This window comes from Brakhagea slesvicensis, assembly GCF_052161625.1.
In the GTDB taxonomy this organism is placed as follows: domain Bacteria; phylum Planctomycetota; class Planctomycetia; order Pirellulales; family Pirellulaceae; genus JBKCUI01.
Genome location: NZ_CP197412.1, coordinates 3,979,382 through 3,994,746, shown reverse-complemented (window position 1 = coordinate 3,994,746; position 15,365 = coordinate 3,979,382). Strand labels below are relative to the sequence as shown.

Below are 15,365 nucleotides of genomic sequence, written 5' to 3'. Positions count from 1 at the left end.
CTGAACAATTGCAGTCAGTTCAAATCACGGGCCGTGGTTCACCTTCCCCATCCCACTTACTTTCCGATCACGACTATGCAGCAACGAATCTTCCGAGCGCTCCTACTTTCGTTATGTTTCCCAGCGATTTCCGCCTCGGTGGCTTGGGCGCACCCCCCAGCCTTGCATAAGGTATCGACCCAAAACTCCGATGCCAGCGCCCCTCAGACCTTGTGCCGTGGCTTCGTTTTCCAAGATACCAACGGGAACCGAAAGCGAGATCCCGACGAAAAAGGAATGGAAGGGGTGCGCGTATCGAATGGACGAGAAATTGTCCTCACCAACCAAGATGGCCGTTACGAGATCGGAATCAGCGAAGATTCGATCGTATTCGTTGTCAAGCCGCGTGGATGGATGACCCCTGTCAATTCGTTAAAGCTTCCCGAGTTCTATTACATCCATAAACCCAATGGTTCGCCGGACTCCCGCTTTCCGGGGGTCGCACCGACGGGACCGCTGCCAGAGTCTGTCGATTTCCCCCTGACCCAGCAGGAAGAACCCGATCAATTCAAAGCCCTCATGTTCGGGGACACCCAACCTCGCAACGTTCAAGAAGTGGAGTACATGGCTCACGACATCATCGAACAGATCGTCGAGGAACATGCGCACGACGCTTCGTTTGGTGTTACCCTCGGCGATATCGTCTTCGATGACTTGAGCGTTTTCAAACCGCACAATCAAGCGATCGCGATGATTGGAATCCCCTGGTACAACGTCATCGGGAATCACGACATCAATCAAGATGCCCCGAACGATAAACTCTCCGATGAGACATACGAGAGCCACTTCGGCCCCAGCTACTATTCATTCGACTACGGACCTGTTCACTTCCTAGCCCTCGACGATGTGGAATGGATTGGCGCATCCGAAAGTCAGCGCGGGCACTACCAAGGGGGACTTGGAAAAGAGCAAATGGAGTTCATCAAAAACGACTTGGCTCTGATCCCGAAAGATCAACTCGTTGTCCTCATGATGCACATCCCGTTGGTCAATGTGGAAGATCGACAAGAACTTTACAGGCTGATCGAAGAACGTCCTTTCGCACTTTCCCTCTCCGCCCACACTCACTTCGTCAAGCACCATTTCATTGACAAGGAAGACGGATGGCAAGGAAAGGAACCGCACCATCACATCGTGAACGTTACCGTCTGCGGCAGTTGGTGGCGTGGCGCAACGGATGAGCTTGGAATTCCCCACGCGACGATGAGCGATGGAGGGGCAAACGGCTATTCCATCCTCAGCTTCGATGGATCCAAATACAAACTCGAATATCGAGCCGCGCGTCGCCCCGCGAGCCATCAGATGAGCATCTACCTTCCGCAAGAAATCCATTCTTGGCAGTCCCTATCAACCGCTATGGTGGTCAACGTCTTCAATGGAACGAAAAAGTCCAAAGTGGAGATGCGATTGCTACCCGATGGGGAGTGGAAGGAGCTGGAGCGAGTGGACGGAGTCGATCCATTCCTCGCCGATATCAAAGCTCTCGAAGCAGGTGCGGCCCCCCCCAACGGTACGCCCCTTCCACAACCATCGATTACCGATCACCTATGGCGTGGACTCCTCCCGGCCTTGCTCCCTGTCGGTACCCATCTGTTCGAAGTCCGAACCACCGACATGCACGGGCAGGTCTACGCGGATCGAGAATCGATTCGAGTTGTTGCTCCACCGCAGCCGGCAGCACCAGCCCGCCCCAGAGCGACGCCTCGCGCCGCCGTTCGCTAGTCTGTCGCGCGAATCGCATACGAAGTGGAATCTTATTGACAGGTCCACCCACCATCGATGGTCAGGGTGGACCCGGTCATGAATGAGCTCGCGTTGGAGCAAAGAAATAGAACACCACCCGTCAATTCGCTCAGCTCGCCCCATCGCCCCATCGGTATCTTCGATACAAAATTGGCGTACTGGACAGGATCGTTGAGCAACGGGCGATTCATCTCGGTTGCAAAGGGACCTGGACAGAGCGCATTGACGGTAACCCCTTGGGCAGCCCATTCAAGAGCTAGCACCCGAGTCAGCCCCAGCAAGCCCGCTTTCGAAGAAGCATACGGTGTCCTACCCGCGATCCCGATGGTGGAAAGGATCGACCCAAAATGGACGATTCGCCCCCAACCCCGGCGAGCCATCTCGGGCCCGAATGCTTTCGCCATGAGGAATGGGCCCTTCAGGTTCGCATCGACGACTTCGTCCCAATCCTCGACCGAAAGGGACTCGATCGGTCCTCGTTTATTGAGCCCGGCACTGTTGAGAAGGATATCTACGTCCCCAACATCGCGCTGCACCGAAGCAAACAACTCCTGAACTTGCTCGGCCCGAGTCACATCGGCAGAAAAAGCCCATGCTCTCTGGTTGGTTGCTGCTTCAATCTCTCGTGCAGCGGCTTGGCAAATCTCCAAACGTCTGCTTACCACGACGATCCTCGCACCCGCTTGGGCCAACCCCTTGGCGAGATGGAGCCCTAGACCTTGCGATCCGCCGGTTACTAACGCCGTTCGACCATTCAGTCGAAAGAGATCGAAAACATCCGCCATGGCAAGCTCGTCTCGAGTCGAATGAACACGTGTATATAAGACACGCAATAAAAAAACGCGCAATAAAAAAACACTGTGGAGCGAAGTCGCGCTCCACAGTGTGCGGGAATAAAAATCGTTCTCAGCTTCAGGTCGACAGTTCTTAGAACACGTCGAGAATGAAGTGATGGCCCCAGTGGTAACGCTGCTGCGTGGGGTAGTAGTTCGCCCACTTGCGATTGTACACAGGGATTTGCATCTCAGCGGGATAACGGTGATAGAGGCTATCGCTGCTGCGATAGTACTCGTTACCCCAGAAGTTTTGAGGATAGTACACGTATGGATAGTGGTTGAAACGCTGGTAGTCACGTGCACCAGCGGCTCCACCCCAGGAACGCCCGTAAGCTTGCGGTTGCTGTGCTTGAGCGCTCTCGGAAATGCTGAGGCCAGCTACGGCACCCAACGCTGCGACCATCAAGGCCTTGCGGATCATAATTCTCCCCCCCAGGATTCTTGTTCTTTCATGGTTCTTTCGAACAACTCATCCATCGGCAATTCCTACAACCGGAATTGAAAATTTATTCGCTACTACCCTACTTCGCGTCGGTTTTGTGGAGAATGACCGTCAATGTGTAGTATGCTGGCGTTTCCTCGTTCGCGACCTCCGGTTCCCCTGGAAGACGTTGAACCGCCCATGGTTTCTCCGGACTCCCCTGGCTCACAACGGGTTCGAATCGATAGTTGCCAGGCGGAAGCTCCTCTGGAATCTCGAATCCTTTTCCTCGAAGCGACTGCGCAGCCTCTGACCAAAACGCCACCGGAATGCGCAGTTCCAGTACGTTTGGTTCTCGCCCATTGCTTGCCCCCTCGGCGGACGACATGCTCCGTCCCCTTGCCATGCTTTTGTCCGTTTTCACGTCGGTCGCATCGTCCAATCCAAGACTCGTGTTGGGCACGGACTCGCTCCACTCGGACAATGGGGTTTCTGGGGCCGGACTGGCGAAAGAGAGAGCGACTTCGGTCTTGGGGGTAAACAAAACGATGACTCGATCTTCCATAGCCGGAGTGGACCGCCCAAAATCCTTCGCACGATCTACGGAAGTCCATTGAAAATCCCACTCTTCGCGTCGTTTGGCCAGTGCCGGCAAGTCGGTGGGTTCGGTGGATTCGGCGCCAACGAGTGACTCGCTCTCCTTGGCCGCTAAGAAATAGGAAAAGAACGAATCCCTCCGCGACAGGGCATCCTGGCGAGATGAGGACGAAGCTTCGGTCTTGAAATCCAAGGAGAAGTCCGAGGAAACCGTTTCCGATCGCATCGGGGATGCAGGAGGAGGAGGACTAACCGAATCGGACAAGATCATCGGTGCATTTCCAGCCGGCGCATTCTCAGGATCCGCAGCCCGCTCATTTATGCGAAGCTCCTCCGTTGCCGCGTTCGCACTCCCAAATTTGGCTGACGACGGGGCCTGCATGGCTGTAGAAGGGGCCTGCGACTTGGTATCCATTCGAGTCGCGAGCATTTCATGTCCACCGTTTCCCAGAGGGAACCAATAGAGACTCGACAGCGAACCTATGACTAAAATCGACGCAGCAAGACTGAGTAGCCACGTTGGTACATTCAGGAACCATCCCCCTTTCGATGCAAGGGAAGAATTGCAGGGAGCGTCCACGTCAGAAGAGGCTTCCGACTTCGGTGCATCCCATGGTCCTGAACGGACAATACGCGTCTCGCTCGGCAACTCGATCTTGCAAGCGGCAATGGCCGTTCGAATGCGAACCAAACGGTCGAGAGTCTGTCGAAGATCGGGTTGGGTCTCCAACATCGTTTCCACGTGTCGTCGTTGGTCGGGGCTCAGTTCGTTATCCAAATAGGCCGAGAGCCAGGATTCGTCGAAGTCGTCCATGGGCTGATTAACCATTTGATTTCTCCCCATGCTTGAGATTTTCCCCAGACGAGTCCAACGGACCAAATCCGTCTAAGAGATTCTGCAATCCCCGCTTCTCCATGACCTCTCGCAATTCACAGCGGGCCCGGTGAAGACGGCTCCGGACGGTCCCAACTGGAATATCGAGGAGGCCCGCAATCTCGGAATAATCGAGGCCATCGATGTCTCGCAGAAGGATGATCGTTCGTTGCTCCTCCGCGAGCGTATCGATCGCCCCTCGAACGCGATCGATCAACTCATTCCCTTGCGCAACACGATCCGGTGAGCTGACCTGGGAATCGCGCTGGGGCTCAATCTCAAAATCGACGGAGGTGGTTCGTCGACTCTTGCTCTTCCTGCGGGCGTCCACACATTGGTTGAAAGCAATGCGACGAAGCCATGTCAAAAAGCTCGCTCGATATTCAAAGCTTGCGATCTTACGAAACGCGGTCACGAACACGTCTTGCGTCACATCCTCGGCTTCCTGCCGATTTCCCAGGAAGGCAAAGACCGACTGAAACACCGGTCGCTCGTAGCGCAGCACCAGTTCAGCGAAGCATTGGCTCTCTCCCGATTTCACCCGTTCAATCAAGTCCCTATCCTCCATTTTGGATTCCATAGTTAAGGACGGTTCCTCGTGCTATTCGGTTCCAAAGGAAGAGATCAGAAAGGAAAACAGCGAAGCCTCTCGCGGGGGACGTTCAAGGCATTAGGCAACTGAGGGTTTGGAATCGGGGGGCGGAACCATCGCCGTAATGATAAGCTCGGCGCGATATCCAGGATCGGCCAACGCAGGGTGGCAACAGGCTCGAACCGGGGCACATCCCTCCGGAATCCACGCATCCCACAAGCGATTGAATTCGGGAAGATCTTCGGGATAGGGAAGGTAAATCAAAACCTGCATCAGGTTCCGAATCGAAGTCCCCAACTCGGCGCAACGGGACTCCACCTGCCGAAAGAGCATAGCAAACTGCTCATCAGGGAGAAGCGTCGGATCGTCCGGGACCTCGACGAAGTAGGCCGTGTTTTGAAAAACGACCGCATCCGACCAGCGACGGGTGACTCCGAGCCGTTTGATCTCAGCCATGGCATCTCATTCACTACAAGTGCAGCCACAAAAAATCCCCCGTGTGCGTTCGCGGGGGACCATTTGTGTTTTGAATTGTCAGGACGGTCCGCGCGCCCACGCGTCGGTCGAGAATTCAAGCTTGACCGGCCAAGTGCGCGTGGCCGTTTACGACTAAACGAGCTTCCAAGCCTTGATCAGCTGCTCAGCGCCGGGGCTAAGTCGGCGAAGCTTGTGCGCGATGACCGCTTTTTCCGTCTTAGACGATTTTTCCGCTTTCTTCTGAAGAAGAGTGAGCTTCTTACTTCGATTGCGTCGTCGGCGCAATTCTCGCTGTCGTTCGGTTCCTGCCATGGTTTCCAACTGTCTACGGATGATGTTGACCAGAATTTGCCAATATGAGGTCCCAAGATTAGCTGGAACCGCCATATTCGTCAATGTTTCCTTGCCAGCGAGGTCTCCGACCTTGGACAGTCGATAGAAATTTGGCAAGATGTGCGTTCGGTGAGGTTTCGTTTTTTCCAGGAAGTGGAGATATGATGGTGCGTTCAACCGCGGTGATTCTGGCCGCCGGCAAAGGGACTCGCATGAAAAGCGATCTCCCCAAAGTTCTCTTCCCGGTTCTCGGCAGGCCGATGATACACTGGGTTCTCGACGCACTGGAGACCGCCGGAGTCACCCGAAAGATTGTCGTTGTCGGATACCGAGACGATCTGGTCCGAGACGAATTGGCCGGTCGGACAGGCATCGAGTTCGCTTTGCAAGCAGAACAACTGGGAACCGGCCACGCCGTCCAGATGTGCCGCCCCTTGCTCGATCATGGCCCGACCGGCCCAGTCTTGGTGGTCGCCGGCGATTCCCCTCTGATCCAACCTGGCTCGGTCCAAGCGGTTTTGGGGGAGTTTCAACGCGGCGGCTGGGATTGCTTCATGGGAACCCTCCTCAAAGACAATCCCTTTGGCTTAGGTCGCATCGTCCGCGATGCAAACGGCCGATTCACCCGTATCGTCGAACAAAAAGATGCTTCCGAGGCGGAGCAAGCCATACGCGAGGTCAATATGAGCACCTATGCGTTCGATCGCGACGGTCTCCTGCACGCGCTCGAGAATCTTGGCAACAACAACGCACAACGTGAGTACTATTTAACGGACTGCCCGGCCAATCTTCTCTCTGTTGGGAAAAAGGTCGAGGCCAAGCCCGTACTGAGCGACTGCGAAGCGCTCAGTATCAACACCCTCGAGGAACTGAAAGCGGTCGAAGCCAAAATGCAAGAAATGGGGTATCCATGCGCGAACTAAAGATCTTCAGCGGAAGAGCAAACCCACAACTGGCTCGCGACATCTGTGCGTTTCTTCACCTGGAAATCGGCTCCATCGCACTTGGAAAATTCCCCGACGGCGAGAATTTTTGCAAGATCGAAGAGGATGTACGCGGCCGAGATGTCTATCTAATTCAACCGACTTGCCCTCCCGTCAATGACAATTTGATGGAGTTGCTCATCATGATCGACTCTTGCAAAAGGGCCAGCGCCGCGCGCGTCACCGCCGTGATTCCGTACTACGGATACGCCCGCCAAGATCGCAAAGACGAAGGACGTACGCCGATCACCGCAAAGTTGGTGGCAAACGTCATCACCCGCGCGGGTGCCGACCGCGTTCTCACCATGGATCTGCACGCACCCCAGATCCAAGGCTTCTTTGATGTTCCCGTGGACCACCTCTACGCTGCACCGGTTTTGACCAGCTACTTCCAGAGCAAATCCTATGACCCTGCCGACATCGTCGTGGTCAGCCCCGACGAAGGAAGCGTGAAACGAGCAAAGGGCCACTCGAAGCGATTGGGCGGAAAACTGGCCATCGTCGACAAGGTTCGAGAGAACGCGCTGCAGACACAACAAAAGAACATCATCGGCGGTCCCGTCGAAGGAAAAATCTGCTTGATGTTCGACGACATGATCAGCACCGGTGGTTCGATCTGCGGAGCCGCCAAACTGGTTCACGAAGCAGGTGCGAAAGAGATCCATCTCGCCGCGACCCACGGAGTCCTCTGCGGAGCCGCAATCGAGAACCTCAAGAACGCTCCCATCGATAGCTTGGTCATCACCAATACGATCCCTCTCCCTCCGGAGAAACGACTGGATAACATCCACGTACTGACCGTGGCTCCTCTCTTGGCAGAAGCAATCCGGCGGATCCACTCGAACCGTTCGATCAGCCAAATGTTCTCCAGCGGTCCCGACGATTCGTGACGACTGCCGACCGCAAGGGCATCTTTGACAGTTGGTGAGAAACAAAACCGGCCATATTTCCCACTTGATGGAAAGGTCCGTCGGCTCAGGTTCCACACCAATACCACCCCGAGGTACCGCAGGCTTACCCCGGGCTAAAAAAATCGTTTAGCAGTCAGCCGTAGGCGTACTCACCCCACCGCAGGTGGAACCTATACACGGATCACCAATTGCTGGTACCACAAATCACCTCACCTACCTAGGTGCATCGTCTTGCTCTGGCCGGATCTCGAACAACCAGCTCGATACCCCCTCGATCGATCGGCTCGCAGGAAAGTATCACAACTCAACGAACCAGGGCGTTTGGCCTGTTTTCGGAGCCTACTTGATCGACTCGGATTGCGATTGCAGCGTCTCCGTGATTTCTTGGATCGAGCGTCCTTTGACTTGGTAGACGTATTTGAGGACCTCGGCGACGGCGGTGTATTCCGTGGCTGGGATCGGTTTGCCTACGTCGACTTCGCGGAAAAGGGCTTGAGCAAGCGGTTTGCGTTCGACAATCGGGATCCCGTGTTGCAAGGCAATCTTTCGAATCTTGGCCGCCACTAGATCCGCCCCTTTCGCGAGGACGATCGGTGCTCGCATCGTCGTTGGATCGTACTGCAATGCGATCGCAAGTTCAGTAGGGTTGGTGACGACGACATCCGCTTTGGGGACATCGACCGAGAGACGCTGTTGCGCCAGCTCCCTCTGCACCTTGCGACGCCGCGACTTGGTGTGAGGATCCCCTTGCGTCATCTTCATTTCTTCGCGCATTTCCTCATCTGTCATGCGCAAATCCTGCTCGTACTTCCAGCGTTGAAATGCGTAATCGACGATCGAGAGAATCACGAGGGCGATCGCGACATTGCGACAAAGTTCGATCATCGTTTCCCAGACGAATCCTCCGACCGCACCGATCCCCGTCGTCCCTAACGCGAGGATCGAATCCCACTTGGACCAGACCCCTGCGATCAAAATCCCCGTCACTAGCGCGATCTTTACCAACCCAAAACCGAGCCTCGTGACATTGGTGATCGAGAGCAACCGCTTGAAGCCTTGAATTGGATCGATACGAGTGATATCCATCCCCAGCTTCTCAGGGAGCCATAGCGGTCCTACTTGTGCGAAGTGAACAATCACCGATGTGGCGAGCATTCCAAGCAATAGAGGAAGCAAGGCGAGCGACGATTGGCCCGTCTGCCGGATCAAATCGATCATGACGGTTCTCGTGTCGGTTTTCAACGTCGCTTCCGACGTCAGAACGTCATGTAGCAAGCCGATTAAGGAATTAGCGATCGCGGGTCCGGTCGTGTCGAGGAGCACCACACCCACGAGGAGAAGGATGGCCGAGGTCAAGTCGCTGGAGCGCGCGACGTTACCGTCCTCGCGGGCTTTTTGCCTGCGAAAGTCGGTTGCCTCGTGTTTCTTCTCTCCGCTATCATCCGCCATCGAAGGATTACCCTCCTTTCTCTAGCTTCGACCACCTGCAGGAAACAGTTCTGTTGTCCGTTCGATCCAGCCAACGAATTCGTCTTGAAAGACCCAACCGATACTGGTGATCGACAACGTCAAGATGATGAGGAGGATCGACACGTTTAGATTGAAGCCAATCGCGATGATGTTCAACTGCGGTAGCGTGCGGCCGATCAATGCGGTAACAAAGTTCGCTAAGAGCAACGCGATGGCGGGAGGGGCTGCGGCGCGTAGGCCGATGGCGACACTGTGCCCGAACAATTCATGCAAATGCAAAAGCCAGTATTCCTCCAGGAGGACCCCACCGGCTGGGTACGTTGCAAAACTGTCGACGCACGCGCTGATGATTACGCGATGGCCACCCAAAGTGACAAAAAGAATCATGGCAACCCATGAGAGCATCTGACTAACGACGGTGATGCTCTCCTGCGTCGTCGGATCGGCGGCTTGGGCGACATCGAGACTTGCGAGCGAACTGATGACTTGCCCACCGATTTGCAACGAAGTGACGATGATTAGCGCCGACGATCCAAAAAGCAGACCAAGCAATAATTCCTTGATCATACCCAATACAATGTCCGCGAGATTTCCTGGCAGTGGCGTGGTGTACTCCATGACTATGGGAGTAATGGCCGCTGAAACCATCAAGACAATCATTACTTTGACGCGGTTGGGGACCGAGGCCCCCTGCAACGGAGGCATGAGGACCAGCATCGGGCCTATCCGACTGACGATGCAGAGAAATGTCCACATCGGCCCGTAAAGCAAACTCTTTAAAAACTCGACGCTGTCAAACATGGTGGCAACGCTCTAGCATTAACGCTTCGAGACGTGGAGCGGGATCTCATGAAACAAATCGCGAGAATAATCGATCATCCGGTCGGCCAGCCACGGGAGACATACGACAATCCCCAGCGTCATCGCGACTAGCTTAGGAACCGTGCTCACCGTCTGGTCTTGAATCTGCGTCAACGCTTGGATCAGTCCAATCGCCAACCCGACGACCATTCCGATAACGAGCAACGGAGTTCCGAGGATCAGCGACATCAATATCGCTTCGCGGACCAAATCCACCGCTTCGCTTGAAGTCATGTGTCACCTTGTTGAATTGGAATTGTTGAGTTGAAAGAAGAATGAACCGGTCAAGACGCCAAGGTTCCGAAACTGTCGAGCAACATCGAAACGACCAGTCGCCAGCCATCGACTAAGACAAAAAGCAAGAGCTTGAACGGAGTCGAGATCAAAGCTGGAGGGAGCATCATCATCCCCATCGAAACCGTTACCGATGCAATCACAATGTCGAGGATCAAGAAGGGGAGATAGATCTTAAATCCCATCAAAAAAGCGGTCTTGAGCTCGCTGAGCATGTAGGCTGGTAACAGGACTTGGAGTGGAACGTCGTCAAAGCTCGTTGGGCCTTGGCTGCCCGGTGCATACCGGCTGTAAAACAAATGGACGTCGTCATGGTTGTCCGCCAAATCGATCTGCCGGATCATGAACTCCCGAATGGGCTCCACTCCCTTGTCCCAAGCTTCGGTGGCAGTCATGCGTGAACCTTCCGTTGTGTAAGGCTCGATGGCATCCTCGTACACGCGATTCCAAACCGGGCTCATCACGAAAAGAGTGATGAAAAGGGAGATGGACGTGATGACTTGACTCGGCGGCAACTGCTGGGCTCCGAGAGCCTGCTTCAACAAACCAAAGACCACGATAATGCGAACATAGCATGTCGTCATCAACAGGATCGCTGGAGCAAGGCTAAGAACGGTCAGCAATAAAAGGATTTGCAGGGAACTCGAAAGCCCTCGGGGGCTGATCCACTCTGCCGGTCCTCCCCCGACCCGATCGACCAATTGCTCCAAACCGCTTCCGGGATCCGTTGCCCGCTCGTTCTCCGCCGTGGCTTTCCTTACCGGTGCACTGTCACGGATTTGTTGCGCTCGCGACAGAAAATCGTCTGTGCTCGTCTGACCGATCGCGTTGGATGCAGATCCCAAGACCCAGCTTGCAACGATGACCAGAATCAATGAATAGGCGAATTCAAACGAACGAATGCCCCACGAACGGATTCGGGAGACTGTCGGAGTGTATGGATTTGCTAGCATGGGACCACCGCTTGAATTTCCGCCTTTCTGGCAAGAATTACTCAAGTAGCGGATCCGGGCATTGGAATCTAGACCAAGTGCTCCATCGGTGAAGTGATTCGCTTGCCCTGGTGTCGGAAAGATCAGAGAACGGCAATTGCCTCGAGGAAAGGCTTATGCCCCGTACCCTTCGATGGCAAAAAGTTGCACCTGCGCGGCACCCTCGCGAAGCAGCCGAACGCGTTGATACTCCTCGGAGTGGTAAAATCGCTTCGCGTCGTCCATGGTCGGGAACTCGAGGATGACGATCCTAGCCGTCTCCTCGGGGCCTTCCATGTTTTCAATCGGCCCCCCCCGGACAATGAACTTGCCGCCATATTGCGCAATCACCGCCGGCGTTTCTTGTGTGTACTTTTTGTACTGCTCCGGATCGGTCAATTCGACTCTCACCAAAATGTATGCTGCCAATGTTCTTACCCCACGTTTGTCTTAACTAGTTTTCCAGAGCAGATGATACGGGGGTTGTCGCAGGAAGGTTTCGGAAGACCCGAAAGGCCCCTTTTTGCTTGTCATCCAACCACTCACCGACCACGAGATCGATGCGGGAGTCTCCGTCAACATCGGCGGCAACGCATGACGCGTGGGAACAATGATCGCGTTCTACGCTATGCCTTTGGAACTCGCCTGATGTTTTCTGTTCCCACCAACAAATCGAATCAAAGGCACCTGGCCCCGAACTACCACCATGGGGAAAGAGCCCCACGCATGCAATATCGAGATCCCCATCCCCGTCGAAATCCGCCACCGCGGATTGAAGTGCGCCGACGAGCAATCCCAACTCGCGATTCTCCCATTTTCCATCCCCTAGATTCTTGACCCATCGCAATCCGTGGTAGGGTTTAGGGAGCAAGGAATCCATGACATCGCCGCAGGTGTGCACGACATCGATCCGTCCGTCTTGATCGAGATCGACCAATTGAAAGGCGCTGGAATTGTACGAAGGATCGGGCAGTTGCAGGATCAACTGCTTCTCGTAGGTGCCATTCTCCCGTTGCAAAAACGCTTCGACGGTCTCGTATTCTTGTGCAAAGGCGACGACGAAATCCATTTTACCATCCCGATCGAGATCGGCGAATTCCACACCTAAAGCACCGTGCCGATCATCGATCACCTCCCGTTTCCAACGAGGTGAGCGTTTCTCTCCACCTTCATTCCGCAGCAGCTTGAACGACCCGGATTCGCGCCAGCCGAAGTCGATGACGAGGAGGTCGAGATCTCCATCTTGATCGTAATCATAGGGTTTGGCTTCGACAGTTCGACCGAGGCCCTCTGCGATCACTATGGACTGGGGGTCGTCGCCTCCAAAATGGATCGAAACGCGACCGTTCTCATGGTCACCCACGCGGAAGCTACCCATCTCCCCGACGATGTAGTCCATGTGACCATCTCCATCCCAATCGAAGGGGACGACGCGGCAGAAGTTCCTCCCCTCGGCGATCGTGCGGATGGTGTCCCTCGCTGACGTCGCGGATAGGGATAGAGAGTTGGGAGTCCAGCTTTTGAGAGTGCCGGAGTACATATCCGTAAAAAGGAGGCTCCCCTCTGCCGATTGCCAGACAAGGTGCGCTGTGGCCGGGGCGACTTCCGCAATGGCAAGCGGTTCACTGGGGAGGAACCGAACCGGACTCGGTGTCTCCTTCATCGCATCGGCGCGCGGAACAACCACCACCTCAGGAGCTTGTTCCTCGTAATAGCGAATGACGTCTCGCTGGGTTGGCTCCGGCAAATCGGTTCGTTTCGATTCGATGTAGAACTTGAATCCCTGACGGACTTCTGCGGCCCAGTTTTCTCGTGGAAAGGTGGATGGGATCGGGAGAGGATGGCAATCGCCGCAAAATTGCTCAATCTTTGCGACGGTCGCTTCGTCCAGAGGAGCTCGCCGGCCGGCGGTGGCCGAATCGTGGGCCGGTGGGGGAGTGGTGCCAATGTCCTGAGGTGCCTCGCAGCCAGCGAAACATCCCCCGATCAACAACCAGGCTTTCAGTCGATAAGAAACGGATGTGAAACGCATTGCCCGGAGGATCGATATAGGTAGGTGAGGGCGACAAGGTCAGAAGATCAGATTCGCGGATATGCGAAGAAACAGAAAAACCCTGCGATTCTTGTCAATCCACTGTACCAAAGCTGTGGTAAAACTGGCAAGTAGAATCATTCAAATACGGTATGGGCGCGGTGGTTCGGTATTTTGCAGTCTGTTGCTAGCTCGGTCCTGCGACGCTCATCTAGAGACATCCTACTTTAACCGGCAATCAATGACCTGCCAAAGGTCGCTTGACGCAAGTCATCGACGGCCGCGGCACCGAGACACGCTATGAGTACGACGGCCAAGGGCGTGAGACCACGAAGAAAGCCGCTTACGGCACATCGATCGAAGCCAGAACGGACACCTTCTATGATCTAGCCGGGAACGTTACCGAAGTTCGCCACCCTCGTTACTTCGATTCCACGGATACCGAAGGCTACCAGAAGGCCAAAGAGACTTGGACCTACAATGGCCGAGGCTTGGTAGCCAGCCACACCGATGCAACAGGTTCCTCCATCGCAGCCACCGAATCGTTTACTTATGATCTCGGAGGTCATCAAGCGACTCGCACTGACTTTGGCGGCAACGTCTGGACGCGCTACGAAGACTCCTGCTGCGAGAAGAAGACGGCCAACGCCGATCCACTCGGACACGGAACGATTGTAAATACCGACTCCAACGGCCGCACAGTCCACACGATCCAAGTATCGGATGTGTCGACCCATGTGGGATCGTTCTCGAATCCCACCGATGCAAAGACCCTTTCGGAGTCGACGACCAAGTTCGACGGGCGAGGGCGCGTGATTTACCAGACGACTTGGCTCTCGGCACGAGGGACCGTCGATCCTGCCAATCCACCCATTGCAGGGATTGGAGGGGTCTCGCTCTCCGATGGACTCACGACACAGTATCTGTACGACGACAACTTGGCTGATGGGGTTGGATTGGATAACTCCACCGGAGTCTCGGTCTCGAAGCTGGGAACCGGAGGTTCTGGAACGTTTAACGTCTCCCTTTCGAACGCGATCTCCAAGTTGGCTTCCACCGAAGCCAACGGAGGTGCCAATGTGACCTTCAGTTCCACCGCTCCTGGGAAAGCAACCGTTGTCATTAGCCCAGAAGACGAGATCAGCTTTACCATCTCCGATGCCGCAGGGCGCTCGGTCATGAGCGGCAAGCTCAATAATTACCGTGGATCCGGCTCAACAGCCCTCAATACACTCGCAACCTGGAATTGCACGGTCTACGACGCGAACACTTCCTTGTCCGGGTACGGAACGGTCTTAGTCACCAAGTCGGTGGATCCCCAAGGGAACACGACGGCCAGTTGGACCGATGCGGCAGGGCGCACCTTGCGCAGCATTGACCAGCTTGGCAAGGTTACGACCATGACCTTCGATGCCGCCGGAAACCAACTGTCGGTTCGCGATCCCAACAATGTGGGAGCGGACATGCTCTACGATGCCCTGGGGCGCAATACCCAACGAACCGATACCAATAGCGCGGTTACCAAGACCGAATATGACAAAGCTGGAAACGCGATCAAGCAAACCGATGCCAAGAACAAGCACACTTACACCACCTTTGATGCGCGAGGGCGCAGGAAGTCGACCACCGATCGGATTAGCGCAGTCACGTCGTTCACCTACACCGCCTTGGGACAATTAGCCTCCCTGACCGACGCCGAGAGCCAAACGACCAGTTACACGTATGACTCTCGGGGCTCCAAACTCACAGAAACCTACCCAGATCACACGTCAGGCACCTCCCCTGGCCAAAGGGCAACGGGACCGTCACGTTCGTCTATGGCAACGCAGGGCGCGTTAAACGCAAACAGGACCAATTGGGCGATACGGTCACCTACACGTTTGACCTGGCCGGGAGAATGACGACCAAGGATTACCGAACGGCTGCCAATA

The 15,365-nt window shown here is 55.2% G+C and carries 16 protein-coding genes; 4 read left to right on the top strand and 12 right to left on the bottom strand.

The window, feature by feature from the left end; translation table 11 throughout:
* Positions 1-75: 75 nt before the first annotated feature.
* The gene (locus SH467x_RS15230) at positions 76-1,761 is read left to right on the top strand and encodes a calcineurin-like phosphoesterase C-terminal domain-containing protein (RefSeq protein ID WP_482367963.1); all 1,686 of its coding nucleotides are present in this window, start codon (positions 76-78) and stop codon (positions 1,759-1,761) included.
* Between the two features lie 32 nt (positions 1,762-1,793).
* On the opposite strand, the gene SH467x_RS15225 is transcribed toward SH467x_RS15230, so the two are convergent.
* From SH467x_RS15225 to SH467x_RS15200, 6 genes are all read right to left on the bottom strand, one after another.
* A complete protein-coding gene (locus SH467x_RS15225) occupies positions 1,794-2,567 on the bottom strand; it encodes an SDR family NAD(P)-dependent oxidoreductase (protein WP_482367962.1) in 774 nt (257 codons plus the stop codon).
* A 142-nt stretch (positions 2,568-2,709) separates the two neighbouring features.
* Complete coding sequence (locus SH467x_RS15220) at positions 2,710-3,039, bottom strand: calmodulin-binding protein (RefSeq protein WP_146677899.1); 330 nt, start codon at positions 3,037-3,039, stop codon at positions 2,710-2,712.
* 100 nt (positions 3,040-3,139) lie between these two features.
* Positions 3,140-4,465 carry an anti-sigma factor family protein gene (locus SH467x_RS15215; protein ID WP_482367961.1) on the bottom strand — a complete coding sequence of 442 codons (1,326 nt, stop codon included), beginning with the start codon at positions 4,463-4,465 and terminating at the stop codon, positions 3,140-3,142.
* A complete protein-coding gene (locus SH467x_RS15210) occupies positions 4,458-5,078 on the bottom strand; it encodes an RNA polymerase sigma factor (RefSeq protein WP_482367960.1) in 621 nt (206 codons plus the stop codon). The genes SH467x_RS15215 and SH467x_RS15210 overlap by 8 nt, the downstream gene beginning before the upstream one ends.
* 102 nt (positions 5,079-5,180) lie before the next feature.
* On the bottom strand, positions 5,181-5,558 hold the full coding sequence (locus SH467x_RS15205) for a Rid family hydrolase (protein ID WP_482367959.1): 378 nt from the start codon (positions 5,556-5,558) through the stop codon (positions 5,181-5,183).
* A gap of 153 nt (positions 5,559-5,711) precedes the next feature.
* Complete coding sequence (locus SH467x_RS15200; protein WP_482367958.1) at positions 5,712-6,029, bottom strand: DUF6800 family protein; 318 nt, start codon at positions 6,027-6,029, stop codon at positions 5,712-5,714.
* Between the two features lie 44 nt (positions 6,030-6,073).
* Here SH467x_RS15200 and SH467x_RS15195 point away from each other — a divergent pair, with 44 nt between their 5' ends.
* Entirely contained in the window at positions 6,074-6,835 is a 762-nt protein-coding gene (locus SH467x_RS15195; protein WP_482367957.1) for an NTP transferase domain-containing protein, read from the top strand.
* Positions 6,823-7,785, top strand: coding sequence for a ribose-phosphate diphosphokinase (locus tag SH467x_RS15190; protein WP_146677895.1), 963 nt, complete (start codon positions 6,823-6,825; stop codon positions 7,783-7,785). The genes SH467x_RS15195 and SH467x_RS15190 overlap by 13 nt, the downstream gene beginning before the upstream one ends.
* A gap of 360 nt (positions 7,786-8,145) precedes the next feature.
* Here the strand turns inward: SH467x_RS15190 and SH467x_RS15185 are convergent, their stop codons facing one another.
* The 6 genes from SH467x_RS15185 to SH467x_RS15160 all read right to left on the bottom strand — a co-directional run bounded on the left by SH467x_RS15185 (position 8,146) and on the right by SH467x_RS15160 (position 13,434).
* Complete coding sequence (locus SH467x_RS15185; RefSeq protein ID WP_482367956.1) at positions 8,146-9,255, bottom strand: EscU/YscU/HrcU family type III secretion system export apparatus switch protein; 1,110 nt, start codon at positions 9,253-9,255, stop codon at positions 8,146-8,148.
* A gap of 21 nt (positions 9,256-9,276) precedes the next feature.
* Positions 9,277-10,077, bottom strand: a complete 801-nt coding sequence (locus SH467x_RS15180; RefSeq protein ID WP_482367955.1) for a flagellar biosynthetic protein FliR — start codon at positions 10,075-10,077, stop codon at positions 9,277-9,279.
* 18 nt (positions 10,078-10,095) lie between these two features.
* Positions 10,096-10,371, bottom strand: coding sequence for a flagellar biosynthesis protein FliQ (fliQ, locus tag SH467x_RS15175; protein WP_146677891.1), 276 nt, complete (start codon positions 10,369-10,371; stop codon positions 10,096-10,098).
* Positions 10,372-10,421: 50 nt separating this feature from the next.
* Positions 10,422-11,384, bottom strand: a complete 963-nt coding sequence (gene fliP, locus SH467x_RS15170) for a flagellar type III secretion system pore protein FliP (protein WP_482367954.1) — start codon at positions 11,382-11,384, stop codon at positions 10,422-10,424.
* Positions 11,385-11,537: 153 nt separating this feature from the next.
* Positions 11,538-11,831, bottom strand: coding sequence for a DUF1330 domain-containing protein (locus SH467x_RS15165; protein WP_482367953.1), 294 nt, complete (start codon positions 11,829-11,831; stop codon positions 11,538-11,540).
* 25 nt (positions 11,832-11,856) lie between these two features.
* A complete protein-coding gene (locus SH467x_RS15160) occupies positions 11,857-13,434 on the bottom strand; it encodes an FG-GAP repeat domain-containing protein (RefSeq protein ID WP_482367952.1) in 1,578 nt (525 codons plus the stop codon).
* A gap of 260 nt (positions 13,435-13,694) precedes the next feature.
* Here SH467x_RS15160 and SH467x_RS15155 point away from each other — a divergent pair, with 260 nt between their 5' ends.
* The gene (locus tag SH467x_RS15155; RefSeq protein ID WP_482367951.1) at positions 13,695-15,335 is read left to right on the top strand and encodes an RHS repeat domain-containing protein; all 1,641 of its coding nucleotides are present in this window, start codon (positions 13,695-13,697) and stop codon (positions 15,333-15,335) included.
* Positions 15,336-15,365: the final 30 nt, after the last annotated feature.

What these genes read in the sequence shown, in the direction of transcription:
- SH467x_RS15215 (WP_482367961.1), bottom strand. Translation starts at nt 4,465, where the DNA reads ATGGTTAATCAGCCCATGGACGACTTCGACGAATCCTGGCTCTCGGCC.
- SH467x_RS15160 (WP_482367952.1), bottom strand. Translation starts at nt 13,434, where the DNA reads ATGCGTTTCACATCCGTTTCTTATCGACTGAAAGCCTGGTTGTTGATC.
- SH467x_RS15205 (WP_482367959.1), bottom strand. Translation starts at nt 5,558, where the DNA reads ATGGCTGAGATCAAACGGCTCGGAGTCACCCGTCGCTGGTCGGATGCG.
- SH467x_RS15190 (WP_146677895.1), top strand. Translation starts at nt 6,823, where the DNA reads ATGCGCGAACTAAAGATCTTCAGCGGAAGAGCAAACCCACAACTGGCT.
- SH467x_RS15180 (WP_482367955.1), bottom strand. Translation starts at nt 10,077, where the DNA reads ATGTTTGACAGCGTCGAGTTTTTAAAGAGTTTGCTTTACGGGCCGATG.
- SH467x_RS15195 (WP_482367957.1), top strand. Translation starts at nt 6,074, where the DNA reads ATGATGGTGCGTTCAACCGCGGTGATTCTGGCCGCCGGCAAAGGGACT.
- SH467x_RS15225 (WP_482367962.1), bottom strand. Translation starts at nt 2,567, where the DNA reads ATGGCGGATGTTTTCGATCTCTTTCGACTGAATGGTCGAACGGCGTTA.
- fliP (WP_482367954.1), bottom strand. Translation starts at nt 11,384, where the DNA reads ATGCTAGCAAATCCATACACTCCGACAGTCTCCCGAATCCGTTCGTGG.
- SH467x_RS15210 (WP_482367960.1), bottom strand. Translation starts at nt 5,078, where the DNA reads ATGGAGGATAGGGACTTGATTGAACGGGTGAAATCGGGAGAGAGCCAA.
- SH467x_RS15185 (WP_482367956.1), bottom strand. Translation starts at nt 9,255, where the DNA reads ATGGCGGATGATAGCGGAGAGAAGAAACACGAGGCAACCGACTTTCGC.
- fliQ (WP_146677891.1), bottom strand. Translation starts at nt 10,371, where the DNA reads ATGACTTCAAGCGAAGCGGTGGATTTGGTCCGCGAAGCGATATTGATG.
- SH467x_RS15230 (WP_482367963.1), top strand. Translation starts at nt 76, where the DNA reads ATGCAGCAACGAATCTTCCGAGCGCTCCTACTTTCGTTATGTTTCCCA.
- SH467x_RS15220 (WP_146677899.1), bottom strand. Translation starts at nt 3,039, where the DNA reads ATGATCCGCAAGGCCTTGATGGTCGCAGCGTTGGGTGCCGTAGCTGGC.